Raw genomic sequence first — 23351 nt, 5'->3', positions numbered from 1 at the left:
GCGTGCTGGACTAGCGGCATGTGTGTTACGCGTGACCAAAACCGACGCGACGCGGCTCATCTTCGCCGAGCGAAACATATGCCAGGGTCGTGACGGGAATGAATGCGCGGCGCCCCTTCGTGTCCTCGACGGAGAAGATCCCGTTGTCGGCGATCGCGGAGGCGAGTGCCTGCTCGATCTCATCCGGTGTCTTGTCGACGTCGTAGGTGAGTTCGCGGGCAATGTTCTGAATACCGATATGAAGTTCCATGACCACCATGGTACGAAACTCCGGCACGAAGGCTGGTGTCGATTCGTCACCAGCCGAAAAGCTGGGAGTTTTCGCCATTGCTCTCACGTATCGTGTCGGCATGGACATCTCCTTGGACGAGTCGCAGCGTCGCGCATTGGAGCTCGCGCTCACCTCATCGGCAACAGTCATCGCAGGGGCCTCCGGCACGGGCAAGACAACGGTGCTGCAAGAGGCCGCGACGCGCCTCATGGCGGCGGGGGAGTCTCTTGTCGTCCTGGCGGCCGGCAGGCGTGCTGCCGACATGCTTCGGACACGTCTGACCGTCGAGTTCGGCCAGCTACCGCAGAATGTGGCAGTCCGGACGGTGCAGGCCTGGGCGTTTACGATCCTTCAGGCCTACGCCGCGGACCGTGAGCGGCAGACCCCGGAACTCATCACCGGCCCAACGCAGGATGCGATCATCTCCGAGCTCCTCATGGAACTCGGCGACACGGTGGGATGGCCGGACGAGATCACGTCAGAGGTGGTGGAACTGCCAGGTTTCCGCGCAGAGCTTCGAGACTTGATGACGCGCGCCGCTGAGCTCGGCCTGCACGGGCCCGAATTGCAGCTTTTGGGGGAGGAGATGCAGGAAGGCATGTGGGTGGCCGCGGGTCGCCTGCTAGGCCTGTACGAGAGCTCTCTTGCGCTCGAGGATGCGACCGCGCCGGGCGGAGGCGGAGCCGATCGTTTCGACCATGCCCGGCTCGTCCATCAGGCGGCCCGGCTGCTGAGAACCCCGGAGTCATGGAATGGGGAGATGCCGCGCTGGGATTGGATCCTCGTCGACGACTACCAGAATGCGACCCTGGCGGCGGCCGGTCTGCTCACAGCCGTGCACGATTCGGGAACGAATCTCATCCTGACGGCAGATCCCGATACCGCTGTCGAAGGTTTTCGCGGCGGTATCGCACATCTCCCAGGACTAGCGCGGGGAGACCGCCCCGGCCTGGGGCTCCGGGCGCAGGTTGCGACGCTCAGCGAGCGGCATCGCGGCGGTGAGAACCTGGCGAAGGCGCAAGACATTCTGACCTCGCGTATCGGTGTGGCTGGACTCGGTTCCCATCGGCGTCCTGAGCCCGGTGAGGTGGCCGATAGCCTTGTCGTCAGGTCATTCCCGTCCTCGGACCAGCAGCTTTCCGGGATCGCGAGGATCATTCGCCACGAACACGTGAGACGTGGCCTGCCCTACGATGACGTCGCCATTATCACCCGATCGCGCAGCGCCCACACGGATGTGGAACGCGTTCTTGTCGAGGCCTGCGTCCACGTGCGTCCGGCGGCACGCGATCGACCGCTGCGTTTCTATCCGGTCGTTCGAGCGCTCATGGACGTGCTGCGCGAAGCACATGGGTATGAGCTCGACGACGGTGTGCTCCTCTCCGTTCTCGCATCTCCACTCGTCGGGCTCGAACCGGTCCAGATGAGGGACGTTAGGCGGCGCATGACCCAATGGTCCGTCGATCATGAAGCTGACCATCCGGTTCGTGCACTCCTCTCCGACTGCCCTGCGCAGGCATGGGCCGCCCCCCTGCGCGCCCTGTCACGGATCCTGTCGAAGACGGCAGAGGCTGTCGCGAGGGGCGATAATGCGGAGGCCGTGTTGTGGACGGCGTGGCAGGCAGCGGGCCGGGCCGAGGAGTGGCGCGACCTTGCCCTGGCGGGAGGGCCGGCAGGCCGGGCGGCCAACGCCATGCTCGACGCGGTGATGCGTATGTTCCGGGTTGCTCAGCGGATGGTGGACCGAGATGGTCGCACGTCCTCCATGGAACTTGTCCACGAACTCGATGCTCAGGAGATCGCGGAAGACTCGATCGCGCGGATGGGGATGGAGCATGGCGTCCACCTGCTGACCCCGGCGATGGCAGTGGGACAGGAGTTTGAGCTCGTCATCATTGCCGATACCAACGATGATGTGTGGCCGAACCTGAGAATGAGAGATGGTCTGTTCGGTGCGGGGAAACTTGCAGAGCTCTATCTCGACAGGCTGACGGATGGAGTGTCGGGCATCAGGTCCGTGCTCGACGACGAGCTGCGCATGTTCGTGTCGGCACTCGGGAGGGCAACGCGCGCGGTTGTCGTCACTTCGGTCGATTCCGAAGAGACCTCACACTCTCGCTTCATCGATCTCATGGTGCCAGAGCAGCAGATCGAGAGAGTCGAATCGAGCGAGCTCTCCATGTCGGTGCCCGGAGTCGTGGGAAGGCTGCGCTCCGTCCTGTCTGACCCGGAACTGGGTGTGAACGAAGAGGACCAGGACGCGGCGGCCACGCTCCTTGCCTCGCTTCCCACATGGACTGGCCAGAAAATTACGGGCGTCGACCCAGACACGTGGGTTCCGATCCTCCCGCCCAGTACCGATGCGTCGTGGAGCTCGAATCTGCGCCTCTCTCCCTCGGCCGCCGAAAATGTATTGCAGTGCCCTCTCAAGTGGTTCGTGGACTCGCGCGGTTTCAGCGACACGGACGACACTCGGCACCTCGATGTCGGAAATCTCATCCACGGTCTCGCGGAGGACTTTCCGCAGGGCAGACGCGATGAGCTCATGGCCGCATTCGAGGAGCGTTGGCCGGCACTTGCGGAGACGATGGAGGAGGGGCTGGAGCGTGTCATGGCACGGCAGAAGGCTCTTGCGATGGTGGAGACTCTCGCAACCTACCTGTCAGCGAGCCCGCCGGCCGATGTGGAGCAGAAGGTTCTCGTGGAAACTGACGCATTCACCGTCAGCGGCCGCATCGACAGGATCGAGCACGGCGCGGAAGGCCCCATCATCGTCGACTTCAAGACGGGATCAAGCATTGCGTCGAAGGCCGATGCAGAGGCTAATCCGCAGCTCAAAGTTTATCAATGGGCCTACGAGAGGTCGTCGGGCCTTCCGACGGCTGGTGCGCGGCTCGTATACACAGGGAAGGCTCTGGCGAAAGGCGGCCCGACCATCAGGGAACAGGGTCCGCTGACGGACGCGGACAGGGAGGCCGTGGCTAGCCTCCTCCGGCAGGTCAAGGACGACCTCAGCGGCCACGACCTCGAGGCACGAGCCAACAAGAATTGCCAAAAATGCCGGGTGAAGACTGTGTGCCCACTCTACGAAGAAGGAGCGTTGTTCTCATGAACCTCGACACGCCAGACGGAGCATCCGCATTCCTCAAGCAGCTCGACGGCTTCGCGCCCACGCCGGACCAGCTCAAAGTCATTATGGGAGGTGGTGAGCCTGCACTTGTCATCGCCGGTGCAGGGGCTGGAAAGACGAAGACGATGGCGCTGCGCGTCGTCTATCACGTGGCCGCAGGCCACGTTGCACCAGGCGAGGCTCTCGGGTTGACGTTCACGAAGAAGGCCGCCAACGAGTTGAGCTTCCGCATTGCCGCCATGCTTCGGAAAGCAGCCCGCTTGGGAACCACAGCCTTGGATGAGGAGACCGCGATCCTCTCCCGGCCACGCGTGTCAACCTACAACTCTTTTGCCTCCTCGATCGCGAGCGAACATGGGCTCCTCGTCGGGGTCGATCCATCATCGCGCCTCATCACCGACGCGGAACGATTCCAGATCGTCAACGATCTTGTACGAGCATGGAACGGCCCACAGACACAGGTCAACGGTGCGCTGTCGACGCTGGTGAAACAGGTACTCTCCCTGTCTGCTGAGATCCTCGACAATCAGCTGACGACAGATCAGGTGCGCGAAGCGATGGCAGAGTTCGACGATCATCTCGAGAGTCTTCACTACCGCGATCTGAAGAAGAACGCTGCAGGGCGGCTCTTCAAACACATTGACGTCCACGAGACGCGGCTCATGGTGCTCGATATGGTCGACGCCTACCTTGAGTACAAGCGGGTCAACAGGCTGACCGAGTTCGCCGATCAGGTGTCGGTTGCGCACCGCGTGCTCTTGGCGCGTCCCCAGCTCATCGACGAGTTCAGGCGTCAGCATCGTCTTGTTCTCCTCGACGAATACCAAGACACCTCAGTCAACCAGGCCCGCTTCCTTGCGGAGCTCTTCCGCGGCCAGGATGTCACCGCGGTTGGAGACCCGAACCAGGCGATCTACGGATGGCGGGGCGCTTCTGCGGATGCTCTCACGGCTTTCAAAACGAACTTCCGACGCCCAGACAAGCCGGTAGCGGAGTATTCACTGTCAATGGCATTCCGGAACAAGGGCGAAATCCTTGCCGTGGCCAACGCTGTCGCGGAACCGCTCCGTGACCATTCCAAGGCCATCGGTCTCACTGTCCCACCGCTCGAAGCCTTCACGAAAAGCGGTGGACAGGTCGATATCTCCTTCGACGTGCTCAAAGAGGACTCGTATCGCACGATCGCCGAGGACATCGCACGATTCCGTGCTGACCACGCCGCCGAGAACGGCGGGAGGGGACCCTCGATCGCCGTCCTGTGCAGAGCTCGGCAGTCCTTCAAGCCCATGGCGGATGCTCTCGCGGCTCTCGATATCCCTTTCATCGAGCACGGCAACCAGTCCGCCATCACACAACCCGAGGTGAGAACAGTGCGGGGCCTGCTGCGGGCAGTGGTCAATCCGGCACGAGGCGACGAGCTTCTCCGGCCTGTCGCCTATCTCAACATCGCACCAGCCGACATCGAGGCGCTCAACACATTGCGTCGCTCGACGTCCCGAGAGCTCGGCAGCGACATCAGTATCGTTGAAGTGCTCGCCCGCGCGGACCGCGCGAACCTCTCGCCGACGGGACGGACGCGGATAGCGACGCTGGCTGCGTGGATCAAAGTGTTGACTGACGCACGCTATTCGCGGCTAGAAGACCTCATCGGTCTCGCCATCCGCATCACAGGCCTCGAGACAGAGGTTGCATCGCGGTCGGTTCGCGGCGGTATCGGCCGCGCCAGCCTCTCGATCTTGCAGCGCATGGCTGCGGGGTATTCGGATGCTGTCGAGGGAGCGACGATCGAAGCCTTCCTCACCTGGCTCGACATGGTCGAAGAGTACGAACGCGGTTCCGACGGTGGGGACATGCCGCTCGCTGATCTTGCGCTCCAGTCCGGAGACGTGACAGATGACGAACTCGAGGACCCGCACAGCGTGACGATCATGACGATCCATGGCGCGAAAGGCCTTGAATGGGACTACGTCGCCATCCCCGACATGCGAAGGGGAGGATTCGACCTGCTGACGTCAGTGCCACGAGACCCCTGGATCGCCGTAGCCGGCAAGATCCCCCTGTGGCTGCGCGCCGACGCCGCATCCCTTCCCGAGTGGCGGTGGAAGGCCGCCCTCGACAAGGAAGACCTCAAGACGTCCTTCAACACATGGGACTTGGAGGAGATGGCCGATCACGAGAACCGCGAAGTCCGCCGGCTCGCGTATGTTGCCATGACGAGGCCGCGTTCCCGACTGCTTCTCGCTGGCTACTGGTATCTGGACGCAGCTCGCGGAGCAAAGGAGGTCGAAGGTTTCCGTCAGGGCAAAGAGGTGACGAAGGGACCTTCTCGGCTCCTCGACAAGCTTGAGGTTCCGGTGCGGGGCGTCAGCCTCACGCAGTTCCCCGAGGTCCACGGCCAAGACGAGGAAGCTGTGGTCAGTGCTCATTGGCTGGCCGATGCGAACCGAGGTGCAACTCCGGCGATGAGGAACGCGGCCGATCGCGTCGCAGCGGCGCAGCCGCTGACGATCGACGACGCAACACGGGCAGCACAGGAACGGTCGGCTTGGCTGCGCGACTCTCTCGCCGATCTCATAGCCCTGTTGAATGTCGAGGAGGCGAATACGCTCGAGATCGGACACGTGACGGCAAACGGAGTCGTCGCCATGGCGAACGACGCGTCGGAATACCGGAAGAATCTGCGTCGCCCGATCCCGACAGAGCCGGCATTGGCAGCCCGGCTCGGCCAGCAGGTCCACGAGTACATCGCACTCCAGTATTCGGCTCCTCGCGCGGGCGATCTGCTCGACGTATCGGGAGATGTCGAACAGGTTCTAGGGCTGGATCTCACTGATCCCGCCGTCGTGCCACTGATCGAAGCGTTCGAGGGTCTCGACTTCGTGCGGGACGGCGTGCGTCCGGTCGCGATCGAGTCACCTGTCGACGTCACCATTGCGGGCATGCCGCTTCGCGGCACCATCGATGCCGTCTTCGAGGACGGCATCGACCCGGCGTCGGGCGAGAAGCGGGTTCGGATTGTCGACTGGAAGACCGGCCGCCGGCCTGGCGATAAAGATCTCGAGGCGCGAGAACTGCAGCTCCATCTCTACCGCTACGCATGGTCGAAGGTGACGGGTACAGATCCGTCGCATATTCGAGCCTCGTTCGCTTATCTCGGCGAGAAGGATCCCGCGAAACGCATCCACGATGTTCCCTCTATGGAAGTGGCCGAGCTTGAGGCGCGCGTCGCCGCGCTCCTGGAGGAGGTGTTGACGGTTTAGTCGGGGGATGTGGCGGAGCGCACCGTCTCCGTCACATCCATCTGCCATCGGGGTCCCGTGAAATCATCGGGGTCCGCGGCGATTGTCTCGTCGAGTTCGATGAGCATCGCCCGAGCATCCGCAATGATCTCGTCAGAGCTGATCCGGGTTCCGTGGAGCAGCCACCGCGCGAGGGCGAACTCTGAATGGAGGAGGACCCGTTCGAGGAGGTGTGCGTCTCCGCCTTGGCCGCGTGTCATCGCATAGGACTCTGTCACGACGTCGAACAGGTCGTCGTCGAGCGAGTTCGACAGCCAGACGAAGTCCTCCGCCGGGTCACCGACGTGGGCATCCCCGAAGGACGTGATTGCGCTGACCTGGCCGTTTGCCCAGAGGACATTGTCCTCATCCATGTCCCCATGGACAGGGACCGTCTTGATCTGCCACAACGAATCGTCGGCAATCCACTCATCCCAGCGGCCCAGGAGACTGCTCGGGGCCATCCTCGTCAGGGCAACATCTTCGAGCTCTGTCTGGAGGCGGCGGCGCAGACCCTCCGAGTCATAGACAGGTACCCCTCCCGCGACATACACCTGCGGATCGAGTTCGTGGAGGGAGCCAAGGGCGCGGCCAATGGACTGTGCTCCCGCTTTCGTCAGCGTGTCGAGAGCCATGCTCTTCCCGTACGGTTCGCGGAAGACCATTGCTCGCCCGCCGTCCTTGACGGTCGTGAATGCTTTGGGTCGGACGACGTCGAAGGGAAGCCTGCCCTGGTCGACTGCGGAGATAAGGCCGTCCGCGAGGGAAGCCTCCGCTTCGAGCGACGTGCCTGCCAGCTGGTGGCGAGGATACTTCACGACCCAATGGCGCCCCTGGGAATCGAGAACGCCCCCGGTGAGAAAGTCGGGAGTGGTCTCGAACGGGGGGCGTGTCGCAACGATCTCGACATCCTCCAGTGCGGAGACGGCAATGGCCGCGAGGTATAGGGCAGTGTGGGTCACATGATCAACTTATGCGAAAGCGTGAGTACCTGCCAGATCACACTCCGTGAGTGTGGCTACGCCGACACGAGCATTTTGCCGTAGCCTGGAGGACGTGGCTACTGACTATTCCTCCGAAATCGCTGACCTGCGCTCGACGTACGAGCAGATCCGGCTCGTCACGAACCCTGATGGGCTGAGAGCCAGGATCGCCGAACTCACCGAGCAATCCTCCGCACCTGACCTGTGGGATGACCAGGACAAGGCACAGTCCGTCACATCCAAGCTTTCCCACGCCCAGGCGGAGCTCAACCGTCTGGAAGCGATGGGGGCGCGCATCGAGGATCTCTCGACGATGGTGGAGATGGCGGAAGAGGAAGCCCTCGTCGACGAGGCAAGCGGTGCTGAGCTGTATGCAGAGGTCGATCGTGACCTCAAGAAGATCCACAAGGACCTCGACGACCTTGAGATCAAGACCCTCCTGTCGGGCGAGTACGATTCCCGCGAGGCCGTGATCACCATCAGGGCTGGAGCCGGTGGCGTCGATGCCGCAGACTTCGCCGAAATGCTCCTCCGCATGTACTCCAGGTGGGCGGAGCGACATGGTTATCCCGTCAAGATCCTCGACACGTCCTACGCGGAAGAGGCCGGCATCAAGTCCGCAACGCTCGAGATCAACGCTCCCTACGCGTACGGCACACTGTCGGTCGAGGCGGGCACCCACCGGCTCGTCCGCATTTCGCCCTTCGATAATCAGGGCCGACGCCAAACGTCTTTCGCGGCAGTCGAAGTGATCCCCGTGACGGAGCACACCGACCACATCGACATCCCCGAAGCCGATATCAAGGTGGACGTCTTCCGGTCATCTGGCCCCGGCGGGCAGTCAGTCAACACGACCGACTCCGCTGTTCGCATGACGCACCTCCCCACCGGGATCGTCGTCTCCATGCAGAACGAGAAATCGCAGATCCAGAACCGCGCAGCCGCGCTGCGCGTCCTCCAGGCGCGCCTGCTCGTCCTCCGTCAGGAGGAGGAAGCCGCCGAGAAGAAGGCACTTGCGGGCGATGTGAAGGCGTCGTGGGGTGACCAGATGAGGTCCTATGTGACCCACCCCTACCAGATGGTCAAGGATCTCCGCACCGGCTACGAGTCGGGCAATCCCGACAACGTTTTCGACGGCGAGATCGACGAGTTCATCGATGCTGGCATTCGCTGGCGGGTCGGCCAACACTCAGAAGATGACGAATAGGTAACGGCGTGCCTCGCTGCGGGCGAGAGTCCTTACGGTAGCTTGAAGTCTGATTCTTGTCCCTCGGATATGGCGACGCATGATTACTTTTCAGAACGTGACGAAGATTTACCAGAAGGGCGCCCACCCGGCGCTCGATGACGTGAGCCTGGACATCCAACGCGGAGAGTTCGTCTTCCTCGTCGGACCATCCGGTTCCGGCAAATCGACGCTCCTCCGGCTGTGTCTGCTCGAGGAGCAGGCAACCTCCGGCACGATCCATGTTCTGGGGAAGAATCTCGCGGAGCTCTCACCGCGGCGCACCCCGAAGCTGCGACGGCAGGTGGGCCGCGTGTTCCAGGACTTCCGCCTCCTCGAAGATAAGAATGTGTTCGACAATGTGGCGCTGGCCATGCAGGTGATCGGCCGCCCTCGACACCACATCAAGTCAGCCGTCCCGGAGGCCCTCGAGATGGTGGGCCTCGAAGGGAAAGAGAAGCGAAAGATGAACGAGCTCTCCGGCGGGGAGCTACAGCGCGTGGCCATTGCCCGGGCGATGGTGAATCGACCCAAACTGTTGCTGGCTGACGAGCCGACGGGAAACCTTGACCGCAAGACGGCCGGCGGCATCATGTCGCTCCTCGATCGGATCAACCGCAAGGGCACGACCGTGGTGATGGCGACGCACGCCTACGACATTGTCAACGAGATGCGCAAGCGCGTCGTCACGCTCGACAACGGCATCATCATCTCCGACCAGGAGCGCGGCATCTACGGCAGGGGAGGGCAGGCATGAGAATCGGCTTTATCCTCTCTCAGACGTTCAAGGGCATTCGGTCCAACCGCGTCGTCGTCGCATCGCTCGCTCTCGTCACCTTTGTGTCACTCATGTTCCTCGGCGCAGCATCACTTCTCCAGACGCAGGTCGGGAACATGAAGAACGAGTGGTACGACAAGGTCGAAGTCACAGCATTCATGTGTCCCCTCAATCCGACGACCGCGCAGTGCGCGGGCGGCGAGGCAACCCAAGACCAGATCGATGCCGTCGAGGCGTTCCTCAATTCTGACACGATGGCGCCCTATGTCGACGAGGTCTATATCGAATCGAAGGCCGACGCTCTCGAGAACTTCCGCGAAATCATGGAGGGCACGACCTGGGTTGACGCAATCGACGAGGATGGTATGCAGGTGTCGTTCCGCGTCAAGCTCGTCAACCCGGAAGAGTTCCAGATCGTCGCCGATGAGCTGCGCGGGCAACCCGGCGTCGAGTATGTCATCGACCAGCGGGAACAACTCGAATCGATCTTCTCCGTCCTGAACGGCGCCACCGTTATCGCGGCCGTTCTCGCGGGCACCATGATCCTCACGGCACTCCTCCTTATCGTCACCATGGTGAGACTGTCGGCCATGTTCCGTCAGAAGGACACCGGCATCATGAGGATGGTGGGCGCGTCGAACGGCATCATCCAGACGCCATTCGTCCTCGAAGGTGTCTTCGCCGCACTCCTGGGTTCGCTGCTCTCGGTTGGTACCCTCTACGGTGCCGTCCGCTACTTCCTCGACAACCCGGCCTCCGAGGAAACAGTCCGCTTCGTCAAGCTCATCGACTCCGGCGACGTCATCAACCTGGCACCCTGGCTCGTCGGTGGAGCGCTTGTCGTGACAGCTCTCGCCTCCTATATCGCCCTGCGCCGCTACACAAAGGTCTGATCGATGAGTTTACGTGTTGCCATCGCTGCCGCGACCAGCGTCTTTCTTCTCGTTCTGTCCGGATCGGCGGCTTTCGCCGATGACGACGACGAGAAAGAGCGCCTCCTCGAGCAGCAACAGACAAACGAACTGAAACTCGAGGAGCTCCAGTCGTCCCTCGAAGGAGTGGACGTCGACCTTCAGGCCGCCTATCTCAACCTCGAGCAGATCCGCAACGAGATCCCGATTGCCCAGAACGAACTGGCTCGCGCCCAGTCCGAGTTGTCGGCGGCCCAACGTGAGCAGCAGCGGATCGCTGGGCAGCTCGATGCTGCGCGCGCCGAACTCGACACGATCGAAGACGAGATCCGGATCGACAGCGAACTCTCGCAGGACACCCAAGTCTCGCTCAACGAGCTGGCACGTTCCGCCTACCGTGGCGATACGGTCGGCAGCCAGGTCGACATGTGGTTCACGACCAGCTCCACAGACGATTTTCTCGGGGTTTTCGCCGCAACGAATTCGATTGCTCGCACCGAATCCGCCCTCATCAGGGAAGCCCAGACACAGGTCGCGATGAACGAGAACAGGCTTGTCCGCCAGGTCGCGGTCGAGGAGGATATCGCGGACCTCCAGCGCGAGGCCGATGCGATCGTCGCCGATCTCGAAGCCAAGGAAGCTGACGCGCAAGCACGCACAGCGACGCTCGCCAGCCTCGAAGAGGACGAGGTCCAGTACGCGGCCGAGTTGGAAGACCGACGTGCAGACTTCCAGGCATCGATGGCGAATGTCGAGGCCGCCCAAGAATCGACTGCCTCCCGCATCGCAGAGATCGATGCGGAGAACGCTCGGCGCGCAGAAGAGGCGGCCCGCCTGGCTCGGGAGCAGGCGGAAGACGACCGCCGTGCTCAAGCCGAGGAAGAGGCGCGGCAGAACGTTGCGCCCGCTCCATCGCCGAATGCGCCCACGACAGCACCGTCACCGCCATCCTCCTCCGGAACCACCTTTGTGCCTCCAGTGCCGGCCCCGGTCTATGTCACCTCACCGTTCGGGATGAGGTGGTATCCGATCACGGGCGGGTACTGGATGCACAACGGAGTCGACCTGCGGTCCGTCTGCGGCGAAGGCCAGGTCGCGACCGCGGCGGGTGTCGTCACCGCGACGCGGCCCGCCGCAGGCAACGGAACCCACGGCAACCAGGTCTTCGTCAACCACGGCATCATCAACGGCTCGTCCTATGTCTCGGTCTACAACCATCTCGGAGGGTTCGCAGTGTCGCCGGGCCAGAGCGTGTCCCAGGGCCAGGTCATCGGCTACACGGGTCAGACCGGCCAGGTCACGGGCTGCCACGTCCACTTCGAGATCTGGAAGGACGGGTCGGTTATCGACCCGATGTCGCAGGCCGGCTTCACCCGCCGCAACTAGCGGCCACGAGCAACAGCTTGCGGTTACGCTACAATAGTGTGTTCGCCAGTGTCTGAGGAGGAATGATGGCCAAAGCAGGCGCCGAATCCCAGGCGCGAAAGAAGAAGGATCTTACCGACGCGAAGCAGATCATCGCGCGGAACAAGAAGGCCCGCCACGAGTACTTCATCGATGAGACGTACGAGGCAGGCCTCGTCTTGACGGGCACCGAGGTGAAATCGCTGAGAATGGGAAGGGCTTCTCTCACGGAAGCCTGGATCGAGATCGATAGGCGCGGCGAAGCGTGGCTTCAGAACGCCACGATTCCCGTCTATGTTGCGGGTACGTGGACGAACCATGCGCCTACGAGGAAACGGAAGCTCCTGCTGCACGGGGACCAGATCCTCAGGCTGTCCCAGAAGTCGCGGGAGAAGGGACATACGATCGTTCCCCTCGAGCTGTATTTCACCAAGGGTCGTGTCAAGGTCGAGATCGCTCTCGCCCGGGGCAAGCAGGAGTGGGATAAGCGGGAAACCCTGCGTCGCAAGCAGGACGATCGCGAGGCCCGTCGCGCGATGTCGGACTTCCGAAAAGGCCGCTAGGAATAAAAGCCGCCCATCATCGGTTATAGTAGTTGTCTACCCCTCGTGGGTAGAGCTGTTGAATAACAGAATAGGGGGCGATCGGTTTCGACAACGGTCGCGATTGATGTGAAGCGGGTCGAGGATGCACAGTCATCTCGTTAACGATTCTGTGCAAACCAATAGGTGCCAACTCTAAGCGCACCGATTTCGCCCTCGCTGCCTAAGCGAGCCTCGAAATCCGTCACTGCGTAGCCAGCTCTTGCTGCGCAACCTGACGTCGTATTAAGAGCCACTGCCTCTTACCTTTGTACGTGGGGTAAGAGGAACACTTAGCGTGCTATGTCTGTCAGCGTTATGTCTGTATAAGCGCTGGGGCTGAAAACTACGATAGGTAGACTGCACCCGGAGAAGCCATTGGTCAACATCGTTGGACCCGGGTTCAATTCCCGGCGCCTCCACCATGTGTACTCAGCTTTGGAGACAAAGATACGAGTACAGCGAGAACCCCTCGGGTTACGTGTTTTGCCTAGTCAAGCGCGTAACCCGAGGGGTTCTCTGGTTTCTCGGTAGGCACCGTCTCGGTCCTGGCCTGAGATCGCTCTCCCGTCCTGCGTTCAGACAGACGAAGCACCTTGCACATGTTCCAAGGTGCGCGCTGTCATCACTGGCGCAGGCTGACCATGAGTGGTTCTTCGACCAAAGTGCGTGGCCTACCTCCATGGCGTTGATCAGGACAGAGCCATCGGCGCAGCGGGCCAGCATGGGATTCTAGCCGCTGAGTGGGCATGGCACCCTTCTCGGAGCCGCCACCAACCAGTTGATACCTCTGCGACTCTCTCGCAGCCGCTCGACTCGATCGAACCAAGCGTCTCCACCGTTTCGCGAAGGGGTTGCGGAGACATGTTGTCGCAGCGGGTCAGCGTGTGAGTCCAGTGCTACACAGGGAGTCTCTGCTATCGCTGTGCCCATCGGAATGGTTGTATCAATCATGTCGTCTCGCATATCCATCTGCTCGATCCCGGATCCGGGGCTCTAGGATGTCGGCATCTGCTGATATTTCGCTCTCAGGACCGAATAGACGCCGAAGAGGACGAAACCGATTCCCATGCCCGCCAGGAGATAGCCGCCAGCGGGGAACGATAGCACCTCCGTGAATGCGGCATCGAGCCCCCGGGCCTTGTCGGGGTCGACGCTGATGGCGGCCCACATGACCATTCCTCCGACGCCGACGAGGGCGAGGCCTTTCGCGACGTAACCGACGAGTCCCGACATGTCGATGACAGAGCTGATCTTGTCATCGCCCGATGGGGAGAGATCGTTTCGGAACTTTCTCGTTGTGCCCTTATAGACGTGGTAGACGCCGACAGCGATGATGGCAGCGCCAGCGAGAATGACGAGGGCGCGACCCAGCCCGCTGGCGAGCAAGGGGGCTGTTGCGCTTTCCGCTGTGTCTCCTGAGTCCGATGACTGGCCCGAACCGATGCTCCATGCGGTTACGGCAAGGCCCCCGTAGAGGACGGCCTTGCCTGCCGCCTTCACTGCCGATGGGAGATCGTTCTTGAGATCGCCGACGGAAGCGAGGACGTGAACCGCCGCGAGCATCGCAGTCGCAACAGCGCCCGCGAGCAGAAGCGCAGCCCCTGCCGGGGCTTCTGCGAAGGATGCGAGCGCCCCGGATTGATCCGCTGATTGGTCGGCGTCCCGCCACAGTCCCAGCCGGAGGCAGATCCAGCCGATCATGGCATGGACGAGTCCTGTCGTGACATATCCGGCACGTGCCACGATCTGGAACCATCTGCTCTGGGCGAGACCGGCGGCCGTGCGTACGTGGCTTTTCGCTTTTACCATGCGTCAAGACTAGACGGCTGGACGCCGACATGTCCCTATCTGGTTGTGAAGCGCTCCCACGATTCGATATCGCCGGGCACAACCTCGAAAAGCGGGTGCGGGTCGACAGGCACCATGAGGGAGGCGATTCTCTCCGCGTCGTCGGGATGACGCGTCTGCACTTTTGCCAGGAGGTGAAGGCGCTCGTAGTCGAGCTGTCCTTCTGTGACGGTCAGTCGAACGTCTGGTTCTGCACGGAGGAGGATCTTCGTGGCATCGAACTTGTATCGCCGGGCTGTGGCCTCGTCTGCGATGCAGCCGAGATAGGTGCCGATCGTTCCCTGCGGGTCCACAGATTCGCGGAACCGGATGAGCTGAGGATGATTCGTGTAGCCCTTTGTCTGTCCGGCAAGGACTGCCTGTGCGAGCAGGCCCTCACGCCAGCCGGCCAGCAGGCCCTGGCGGTCGAGGTAGCGGGGGTGGAGTGACCATATGCGCATGGATGTTTCCTTCGACGGAGGGGCCGACCGAAGCCGGCCCCTTGTTCACTACTTGGTGCGTGGCGGGAGCGGCACGAGCAATGACGTGCGCTCGATGTAGTCGCGGTATTCAGGCTCGTTGCCCCAGCGTTCCTCGCCCTGCTTCTGAAGGAGCGGGATGCCGCTGACCTTGGTGAGGAGGATCGTGACGAAGACGGGGGAGAGCAGGCCCACATACTGCCAGCCGGACAGGTTGGGAAGCGCAACGAGAGCGACACCGAGCCACAGGGTGATCTCACCGAAATAGTTGGGGTGGCGCGACCAGGCCCATAGACCTGTCGTGATGAAGCGCCCCTTGTTCTCGGGCTTGCTCCGCCACATTCTCTTCTGGACATCGGCTGTCACCTCGATGACGAGGCCGACGATCCATAGGGCGACGCCGACGAAGAAGAGCCAGTCGACATCGACCTGGGCGGCGGACGTCATCGCAATCCATGCGGCGGAAGCTGTGAAGGTGACCCACAGGCCCTGAATGTTCCACACGTTGAAGAAACGGAGCGGAACTTTCTTGATCTCGTCGAAACGGCTGTCCCGCCCATCCTTCTTGATACGGAGATAGAGGAAGGGGCCGAGGCGCAGTGCCCACAGCATGACCATGAGGCCCAGGACGAGCGACCGTGTGCTGAGATCGGGGACGGTCAGGAGGATGATGAGGGAGATCGACGTATATGTCATGCTGCCGACCAGGTCGAAGTACTGTTCTGTCATCTTCAGCTGTGCGTGGATGTACACGAGCCACTGGATGATGAAGGCGGCGGCGACGACGACCGCGAAGAGCGGGAGCGAGCCCACGTTGGCGCCGTTGTAGGAGCCGGCCCAGGCGACGAGTGCGCCGAGAAGGATGGTGATCGCGATCGCGATCAACGGCTTGAGATTCTGTTTCATTCTGCTTCCGTTGTTGAAGGGAGGTTGCGGAGGATAAGGGAGGTGATCGCTGCTGTGAGCGCACACACGACAGCACCCCATGCAATATCAGACAATGCGAGTGCCCATGACGTGTCGAGGATGACCTTGAGCGTGAGGGCATAGGTCGAGTAGGTGAAGAAGCCGTAGAGACCGCCGCGCACGGCTCGTCCCCCCATGCCTCGATCTGATCCTGGAGCCACGCCGTAGTGGGTGATTCCTGCCGTGAAGATCGTGTAGAAGGCGAGCGCGGCGACAGGATCGAGTGATTCTGACATGGCGGATCCGAGCTGGTCCTCGTACATGGGGAGGACGACCATCGTGATCCACGCGATGTCGACGACTGCGAACACGATCATGACGATCAGCCAGCTGAGCAGCCACCTTTTCACTCTCATACGCTCGAGCCGTTCTTGTACAGGTCGTCGATGACGTTCGAGAGGGCCTGGATGACGCGCGAGCGCCGAAGCTTCATCGTCGGGGTGACGAAGTCTCCGCCCGGGTTGAGGTCTGACAGGAGCACCTTGAAGCGCTTGATCTGTTCGGGCGCGGACACGCTGAGGTTGGCGAGACGGATCGAGGGGAGGATGCGGGCAATGAGATCTTCGCGGGTGACCTGAGACGTCTCAGTCGCCTCATCGGGGGAGGAGATTCCCTGCTTCGCCGCCTCCTCCGGGTCGAGGAAGATCAGGGCGGCAGGGTAGGGGCGGGACTCTCCCACGACGACGGCGTGCGCCACGAGGGGGTTCTCCTCGACTCTGGCCTGCCAACCCTGCGGCGCGATCGTCTTCCCTCCCGCCGTCACGACGGTGTCACGGATTCGGCCGGTGATGGTGAGTCGGCCTTCGTCGTCGAGGTGGCCAAGGTCTCCGGTTTTCAGGAACCCGTCGACGAAAGCACCCTCGTTGTGGTGGTCGCGGTAGTAGCCGGGGGAGACGCCGATGCCGCTGGCAAGGATCTCGCCCTCGGGTGAGATGCGGACGGTATGTCCGGGGCCTGGTTGGCCGACGGTGCCGGCGTAGTTGTGTCCGGGACGGTTGCCGGTCAGTGGTGCCGTTGTCTCGGTGAGGCCGTAGCCTTCGATGACCTCGAGGCCCATGCCACGGAACAGGCGATTGATTGAGGCGTTGAGGGGCGCCGCACCGCACAGGAGATACTCGATGTTCCCACCCATGAGCGCCCGAACCTTCGAGTAGAAGAGCTTGTCGTAGAGACGCTTCTTGAGGGATAGCATGCGCGGGGGAGCGGCGTCGGGTTCGTGCTGGAGGCGTTCGAGATGAGAGCCCCAGGCGATCCCGGTTCGTTCAGCGTCGCGCCACAGCCAGCCCATCTTCTTCTCCTCGGCCCTCGCGGCAAGCCGTTCGCGAACCTTTTCGAGGATCCGGGGGACAACAACGAGGAAGGTGGGGCGAATGTCGCTGAGTGCGGCTATGGCCTGTTTCGGATCGGGCTCGTAGCTGATCGTCATCCCTGCTGCGATGCAGATGAGCTGAAGACCGCGGGCGAGAACGTGCGCGAGGGGAAGGAAGATGAGGGTCGATCCGCGGTCGTGGACGACCTCCGAATAGTCTGCCCCGATGTTCAGGACCTGCCCCATGAGGTTGCGGTGGGTAATGACAACGCCCTTCGGTGATCCCTCCGTGCCGGATGTGTAGACCATGGTGGCGGTGTCATCGAGACCGGCAGAGAGCCTTCGCTCCTCGACGGTCGCGCTGTCGATGCTCGCGCCAGCTTCTCCGACCTCCGCGATGCCATCATCGCTGAGATCCCATGCCGTGACCTGGCGTTCCGTGTCGAGACCGCTGTCGATGATCGTGCGCCGCTTCGCCTCGCTGTCGGCGAATGCCCACTGGACTTCCGCGTCGATCATCATCTGCCGGACCTGCTCCGGGGAGGACGAGTCGAAGACAGGGATGACGATAGCACCGACCCAGAACGACGCCATGTCGGCGACTGCCCACGGATATCCGGTTGCTCCATGGATCGCGAGCCTGTCACCGGCGCGAACGCCATGCGCGATCAGGCCTCGAGCCGTTGCCGTCACGAGATCGTAGAACTCTTGCGTCGTCACGTCGACGAGAGCACCCTGTTTCTCGATTCGGAACGCATGATGCTCGGGGGCGATTGCGACCCGGTCGACGAGGAGATCGGTGACGTTCCTCCGGTGTGCCATGTCGACAAGTGCAGGAGTGGAGGCCTCGGCGACAAATGAATGATCAGTCATGTTTTGCCCAATCAACGTTCTTCATATCAATTCTTTCAGCCATGTCTTGGAGGAATTGGATCACGATTTCTCGCTCGTGGGGGCTAAGGTGCGCTGCCGCGTAGAAACGGCGTGACTGAAGGCGTCCGACCGTTTCGTAGGCTGCCTTCCGAGTCGCAGGATTCACCCTGATCTGGAGCGCGCGGCGGTCGGAGGGATGTTGGCTGCGTGTGATGTGCTCGGCCATCTCCAGCCTGTCCAGCAGCTTCGTGGTCGATGCGGGAGAGATGTTGAGGTGCTTCGTGATCTTGCTGGGCGTGGCAATGTCCTTCTGGTTCTCGCACACCATGAGGTAGTGCAGGGCCCTCATGTCGGTCTCGTTGAGCTCCATGTATTTCGCGGATGCCTCGCTCACCTCTCGTTCCACCTCCCGCAGTTCGCCGAGAGCTCGCATGAGCCGGGTGATCTGGGCGATGTCCTCATCGGTGAGACCGTCGAAGTCGACGAGTTCGCCCGAGGGGTCGTTCTCTCGTATTCCGTACATCTCCATTTTTCCGGCTTGCGCTGGAGGCGGGGTGCTGTCTACCATGATCACGATATTACTACACCAGGCGAACAATATGCCAGGCGAACTAAATATTTCAGTGATCTATTCGAAGGAAGTGACGCGGTGAAAAGTCAACAGACTGCCCGTGGGAAACACTCAACGGGCTCCCGTGAGGGGCGAGGCGGACGATGGTGGGCGAGAGTTCTGCTCCCTGCCCTGATCATCCTCACCTGGTTGACGATGGCGGGGCTCGGCGGCCCCCTCTTCGGCCGAATCGAAGAAGTCTCCTCGAATGATCAGAATGCTTATCTCCCGCAAGACTCCGAGTCCGCAGAAGTGGCAGGCCTCGTGTCAGATTTCTACGACTCCGACGATATCCCCGGAGTTGTCGTCGTCGTGTCCGACAACGGAGCCCTCGTCGATTCGGACCTCGACGCCATCGCATCCGCGACCGAAGCGGTTGCGGGCCTCGAGGGTGTCGGCGATATCTCTCCCCCCATTCCCTCAGAGGACGGGGAAGCGGTGCAGATCTTCGTGCCGCTCGACTCGAGCGGGGAGATCACGGAAAGCGTCGAGCAGGTCCGTGCAACTCTTGCTGACGAACTGCCGGACTCGCTGACGGCCTTCGTGACGGGCCCCGCGGGCTTGACAGCGGATCTCAGCGAGGCTTTCGGCGGAATCGACGGCCTGCTCCTCGGCGTCGCCTTCCTTGCTGTTCTCCTCATCCTCCTCGTCGTCTACCGATCATTCGTGCTGCCGGCCGCTGTGCTGACAACAAGCCTCCTGGCGCTCAGCGCCTCCATCCTCGTGATCTGGAACCTGGCGAACTGGGATATCTTCCTTCTCAACGGTCAAACCCAGGGCATCCTCTTCATCCTCGTCATCGGCGCCGCGACCGACTACTCTCTCCTCTACGTGTCGCGCTACCGCGAAGAACTGCTCCAGCACGAAGACAAGTGGGTTGCGACGCGGAAGGCGTGGCGCGGCACGATCGAGCCCGTTCTCGCCTCTGGCGGCACCGTGATCGCCGGCCTGCTCTGCCTTCTCCTGTCGAACCTGGAATCCAACAGCGTCCTCGGACCTGTCGCCTCGGTCGGCATCATCTTCGCGATGCTGTCGGCACTGACACTGCTCCCCGCGATGCTCGGACTTGCCGGCCGGAAGGCGTTCTGGCCCCGCGTACCGAAGTTCGATGAGGGCTCCGAGGGCCACGAGCACATCAACTTCGATGGCGTCTGGGGCAGGACCGTCCGCTTCGTCGAACGCCGTTCCCGCATCATCTGGATCCTCACGACCGTGGCTCTCGCCATCGGAGCATTCGGCGCCTTCTCCCTCAAGGCCGACGGTGTCGCCCAAACCGATTTCGTCCTCACGGCCTCCGAGGCCCGCGATGGTCAGGAGAAGCTCTCCGAGCACTTCCCTGCAGGCTCCGGCAGCCCCGCCTCCGTTCTCGTCAACGAATCTGACATCGATGCTGTCGTGGCAGCTCTCTACGAGAACGACGGAATCGATTCGGTCACCATCTTCGCCAGCGACGCGCCTAGCGGCCAGGCCCCCATCACCACCGATGGCATCACAGCAGTCGGCCCCCCAGGAACGCCTGCGCCTGAGCCGCCAGTCGTCGATGGACGTGTCCTTCTCCAGGCAACCCTGACGGACCCCGCGGATTCCACCGACGCGTTCTCGACGATCGAGGAGCTGCGCGAGACGATGGTCGATGCTGCGCCGGATACTCTCATCGGCGGCACCACAGCCACGAACCTCGACACGATCACCACATCGATTGCGGATAGGAACCTCATTATCCCGATCATCCTCGTCGTCATCCTGCTGATCCTCATGATGCTGCTGCGCGCTGTCGTCGCACCGATCCTGCTGATCCTCACGACCATCCTGTCGTTCGGCACAGCCATGGGTGTGGCCGCCGTCGTGTTCAACAACATCCTCGACTTCCCCGGAGCCGATCCATCGGTGCCGCTCTACTCCTTCGTCTTCCTTGTCGCACTCGGCATCGACTACAACATCTTCCTCATGACCCGCGTCCGGGAAGAGACGATCAAGTACGGCACCCACGAAGGGGTCGTCCGCGGCCTCGCCATCACCGGAACAGTCATCACCTCGGCCGGTGTGGTCCTCGCAGCCACCTTCGCGGCTCTGGCCGTCATCCCGATCCTCTTCCTCTTCCAGCTTGCCTTCATCGTCGCCTTCGGCGTGCTGCTCGATACCTTTATCGTCCGCACGCTCCTGGTGCCGGCACTCAGCCTCGACATCGGCAAGGCGATCTGGTGGCCGTCCAAGCTCGCGAAGGATGATTCCTCGCGCGCGGATGCTGCCGGAGCGGAAGAACGAGAACTCGTCGGAACTCGCTGACGACAGCAGGTAGGGGCCCGACCGTGAGGTCGGGCCCCTACCTGCATCTCGTGCGCAGCCTAGTCTCTGGTTGCGACCGCCCAGGTGATGCCGAAACGGTCGCGTGTCTGGCCATAGAAGTCTCCCCAGGGAGCCTGCTCGAAGGGCATGATGCTCTCCCCGCCGTCTTCTGCGAGTCGAGCGAGCAGAGCTCGTCCCTCCTCGACGTCCGTGCCATAGAGAAGCATCGAGTAGACGGGGGAGCCGAGCGGCTGGTCCCCACCATCGCCTCCCGAGAGCGAGACCGGACCGCGAAGCTCCCCGTGGGCTATCCACGACGGGTCAGGGTCGAACGGAAAATCGCTGGTGTCGAGCTCGCCATAGGTCTGCATGGTGAGTTCGCCGCCGAAGACGGACTGATAGTAGGTGAATGCTTGGGCGGCATTGCCCGGGAACGTGAGGTAGATACTGTGTCGGATCATGAGTGCTCCTCTCGGGGGACACGTTACTCTGTGTGATCGAGATCGCAACCGCTGGGAGGAGCACGGCGGAGCATTGGGACTATGAGCGACCTCTCGGACTAAGCCGCGCCGCGCGCGCGTTCCAGGTGATGTTGTCACTATGGAGGTCACGTGCGCTCACTGTTCAGAATTCTTACGTTTACGAAGGAGCTGCGCGGCTACTATATCGCCATTGTCGCCGCCTCCATCCTCACCGCCATCGCCGCGCTCGCGGTGCCTTTTATCATCGGGGCGGCAACGGATGTTGTTGTCGATGCTCTGTCGGGTGCACGGACTGAATCCTCTGCTATCACCGCCGTTCTCTGGCTGGCAGGCGCCTTCTTGGCGATCGAGGTCTTCTCGACCTTCATATCTGCCATCGGGGGCTACGTGGGCGATGTGATGAGTGCGAGAATGCGGACGATCCTGTCCACTCGCTACTATCGCAAGCTCCTCTCCCTTCCGCAGAGCTATTTCGACAATGAGTTGACGGGGACGATCGTGTCCCGCCTCAACAGGTCGATCACGGAAGTGACAAACTTCGCGAAGGCGTTCTCGAACAGCTTCTTCACGATGCTGATGACGACGGTCGCCGTACTCGTCATCGCCGCATGGTATGCGTGGCCGCTCGCTCTGCTCCTCCTCATCATCTTCCCGATCTACCTCTGGCTGACGGCATTGACATCGACGAGATGGCAGCGTTACGAGGCGGTCAAGAACGAGGACGTCGATACGGCTGGCGGACGCTTCACCGAGGTCATCGGCCAGATCAAGGTCGTCAAGTCCTTCGTCGCAGAGCTCCGCGAACTGACCGTCTTCACGAGACGCTACGAAAACACGATCCGCACAACCACGTCCCAGTCTGCGCACTGGCACGGCATGGACGCGATACGCCGCGGCGTCATGGCGCTGATCTTCTTCGGCATCTACGCCATCATCTTCACCTACACCGTCCGCGGTGCCTTCACCGTCGGCGACATGGTTCTCCTTGTTCAGCTCGTCGCCATGGCGCGCCAGCCCGTCACGATGATGTCCTACATCGTCGACTCCGGCCAGCGCGCCATCGCAGGGTCCCGAGACTATTTCGATGTCATGGCCATCGAGATCGAGAAGGAACCCGCCCTGATCGAACAGGCCAGGCGTCCGGGGGGAATCGAACGCCTGGACCTCCGCACGATCGACGGCCCCGCATTGACATTCGACAACGTCACCTTCGGCTACGACCAGGACGAGGACGTTCTCAACGGGGTGACATTCTCCGTCAACGCGGGTGAGCGCGTCGCCTTCGTCGGAGAGTCCGGGGGAGGCAAGACGACCCTTATCAACCTCCTCCTCGGCATGTACGACCTGCGAGCCGGGTCCATCACGGTTGCCGGGCGAGACGTCTCAACCATGTCGCTCCTGGAGCTGCGCTCCCAGATCGGCGTCGTCTTCCAGGAGTCGAGCCTGTTCTCGGGAACGATCCGAGAGAACATCGGATACGCCGACGAGTCGGCGACGGACGAGGAGATCATTGCCGCCGCGCAGAAGGCGAATGCGTGGGACTTCATCCAGAAGTTCTCAGATGGTCTCGACTCCGTGATCGGCGAGCGCGGACTCAAACTGTCCGGAGGGCAGAAGCAGCGCATATCCGTTGCGCGCGCGATACTCAAAGACCCCGCCATTCTCGTCCTCGACGAAGCGACATCTGCGCTCGACACACGATCGGAGCGACTCGTCCAGGCTGGCCTCGAGTCCCTCATGGAGAACCGGACCTCCCTCATCATCGCCCACCGCCTCTCGACCATCTCGACCGTCGACAGGATCGTCACGCTCAAGGACGGCCGCGTCGACGAGATCGGCACGCCCGCGGAACTCGCCGAATCCGGCGGCATCTACGCCCAGCTCCTCCAGCTGCAGGAAGAGGGAACGAAAGCGGCGAAGAAGAAGCTCCGCATATACGGGATCGAGAGATAATG

Annotated in this window: 18 protein-coding genes and 1 other RNA gene; 10 read left to right on the top strand and 9 right to left on the bottom strand. The window is 62.0% G+C overall.

Annotation, left to right across the window (positions count from 1 at the left end; all coding sequences use genetic code 11):
- Positions 1 to 25: 25 nt before the first annotated feature.
- Complete coding sequence (locus H2O75_RS07105) at positions 26 to 250, bottom strand: DUF3107 domain-containing protein (RefSeq protein ID WP_182170163.1); 225 nt, start codon at positions 248 to 250, stop codon at positions 26 to 28.
- Here H2O75_RS07105 and H2O75_RS07100 point away from each other — a divergent pair.
- Positions 249 to 3383 (top strand): UrvD/REP family ATP-dependent DNA helicase, encoded by a 3135-nt coding sequence (locus H2O75_RS07100; RefSeq protein WP_182170160.1) that lies wholly within the window; start codon positions 249 to 251, stop codon positions 3381 to 3383. The two genes, H2O75_RS07105 and H2O75_RS07100, sit on opposite strands and share 2 nt — an antisense overlap.
- A complete protein-coding gene (locus H2O75_RS07095; protein WP_182170157.1) occupies positions 3380 to 6661 on the top strand; it encodes an ATP-dependent helicase in 3282 nt (1093 codons plus the stop codon). The genes H2O75_RS07100 and H2O75_RS07095 overlap by 4 nt, the downstream gene beginning before the upstream one ends.
- Here the strand turns inward: H2O75_RS07095 and H2O75_RS07090 are convergent.
- Positions 6658 to 7641: a phosphotransferase gene (locus H2O75_RS07090; RefSeq protein ID WP_182170153.1), complete on the bottom strand. Its 984-nt coding sequence runs from the start codon at positions 7639 to 7641 to the stop codon at positions 6658 to 6660. The two genes, H2O75_RS07095 and H2O75_RS07090, sit on opposite strands and share 4 nt — an antisense overlap.
- Before the next feature lie 94 nt (positions 7642 to 7735).
- Here H2O75_RS07090 and prfB point away from each other — a divergent pair, with 94 nt between their 5' ends.
- From prfB to ssrA, 6 genes are all read left to right on the top strand, one after another.
- Entirely contained in the window at positions 7736 to 8869 is a 1134-nt protein-coding gene (gene prfB, locus H2O75_RS07085; protein WP_182170150.1) for a peptide chain release factor 2, read from the top strand.
- 79 nt (positions 8870 to 8948) lie between these two features.
- A complete protein-coding gene (gene ftsE / locus H2O75_RS07080; RefSeq protein ID WP_182170147.1) occupies positions 8949 to 9644 on the top strand; it encodes a cell division ATP-binding protein FtsE in 696 nt (231 codons plus the stop codon).
- Positions 9641 to 10558, top strand: coding sequence for a permease-like cell division protein FtsX (gene ftsX / locus H2O75_RS07075; RefSeq protein WP_182170144.1), 918 nt, complete (start codon positions 9641 to 9643; stop codon positions 10556 to 10558). The genes ftsE and ftsX overlap by 4 nt, the downstream gene beginning before the upstream one ends.
- Before the next feature lie 3 nt (positions 10559 to 10561).
- Positions 10562 to 11962 (top strand): peptidoglycan DD-metalloendopeptidase family protein, encoded by a 1401-nt coding sequence (locus H2O75_RS07070; protein WP_182170141.1) that lies wholly within the window; start codon positions 10562 to 10564, stop codon positions 11960 to 11962.
- A 65-nt stretch (positions 11963 to 12027) separates the two neighbouring features.
- Entirely contained in the window at positions 12028 to 12543 is a 516-nt protein-coding gene (gene smpB, locus H2O75_RS07065) for an SsrA-binding protein SmpB (RefSeq protein ID WP_182175047.1), read from the top strand.
- Positions 12544 to 12616: 73 nt separating this feature from the next.
- Positions 12617 to 12986: a transfer-messenger RNA gene (ssrA, locus tag H2O75_RS07060) on the top strand.
- 571 nt (positions 12987 to 13557) lie between these two features.
- Here ssrA and H2O75_RS07055 read toward each other — a convergent pair.
- Genes H2O75_RS07055 through H2O75_RS07030 form a run of 6 tightly spaced genes read right to left on the bottom strand, consistent with a single transcriptional unit; the run spans position 13558 to position 18586 of the window.
- Positions 13558 to 14373, bottom strand: a complete 816-nt coding sequence (locus H2O75_RS07055; protein WP_182170138.1) for a DUF1206 domain-containing protein — start codon at positions 14371 to 14373, stop codon at positions 13558 to 13560.
- A 35-nt stretch (positions 14374 to 14408) separates the two neighbouring features.
- Entirely contained in the window at positions 14409 to 14852 is a 444-nt protein-coding gene (locus H2O75_RS07050; protein ID WP_182170135.1) for a pyrimidine dimer DNA glycosylase/endonuclease V, read from the bottom strand.
- 48 nt (positions 14853 to 14900) lie between these two features.
- Positions 14901 to 15776, bottom strand: a complete 876-nt coding sequence (locus H2O75_RS07045; protein WP_182170132.1) for a DUF1295 domain-containing protein — start codon at positions 15774 to 15776, stop codon at positions 14901 to 14903.
- Positions 15773 to 16186 carry a DUF2177 family protein gene (locus tag H2O75_RS07040; protein ID WP_220462711.1) on the bottom strand — a complete coding sequence of 138 codons (414 nt, stop codon included), beginning with the start codon at positions 16184 to 16186 and terminating at the stop codon, positions 15773 to 15775. The genes H2O75_RS07045 and H2O75_RS07040 overlap by 4 nt, the downstream gene beginning before the upstream one ends.
- A gap of 2 nt (positions 16187 to 16188) precedes the next feature.
- Entirely contained in the window at positions 16189 to 18018 is a 1830-nt protein-coding gene (locus H2O75_RS07035; RefSeq protein ID WP_220462710.1) for an AMP-dependent synthetase/ligase, read from the bottom strand.
- On the bottom strand, positions 18011 to 18586 hold the full coding sequence (locus H2O75_RS07030) for a MarR family winged helix-turn-helix transcriptional regulator (RefSeq protein ID WP_182170126.1): 576 nt from the start codon (positions 18584 to 18586) through the stop codon (positions 18011 to 18013). Before H2O75_RS07030 ends, H2O75_RS07035 begins: the two co-directional genes overlap by 8 nt.
- Positions 18587 to 18667: 81 nt before the next feature.
- On the opposite strand from H2O75_RS07030, the gene H2O75_RS07025 reads away from it, so the two are divergent.
- Positions 18668 to 20914, top strand: a complete 2247-nt coding sequence (locus H2O75_RS07025; protein WP_259365219.1) for an MMPL family transporter — start codon at positions 18668 to 18670, stop codon at positions 20912 to 20914.
- 59 nt (positions 20915 to 20973) lie between these two features.
- On the opposite strand, the gene H2O75_RS07020 is transcribed toward H2O75_RS07025, so the two are convergent.
- The gene (locus H2O75_RS07020; protein ID WP_182170123.1) at positions 20974 to 21375 is read right to left on the bottom strand and encodes a VOC family protein; all 402 of its coding nucleotides are present in this window, start codon (positions 21373 to 21375) and stop codon (positions 20974 to 20976) included.
- A 150-nt stretch (positions 21376 to 21525) separates the two neighbouring features.
- Between H2O75_RS07020 and H2O75_RS07015 the strand changes: the two genes are divergently transcribed.
- Positions 21526 to 23349: an ABC transporter ATP-binding protein gene (locus tag H2O75_RS07015; RefSeq protein ID WP_182170120.1), complete on the top strand. Its 1824-nt coding sequence runs from the start codon at positions 21526 to 21528 to the stop codon at positions 23347 to 23349.
- Positions 23350 to 23351 lie beyond the last annotated feature (2 nt).

It is taken from the genome of Flaviflexus equikiangi, from assembly GCF_014069875.1.
In the GTDB taxonomy this organism is placed as follows: Bacteria; Actinomycetota; Actinomycetes; order Actinomycetales; family Actinomycetaceae; genus Flaviflexus; species Flaviflexus equikiangi.
Note: the sequence above shows the minus strand (reverse complement) of the source record. Positions and strands in the feature narration are given on the sequence as shown.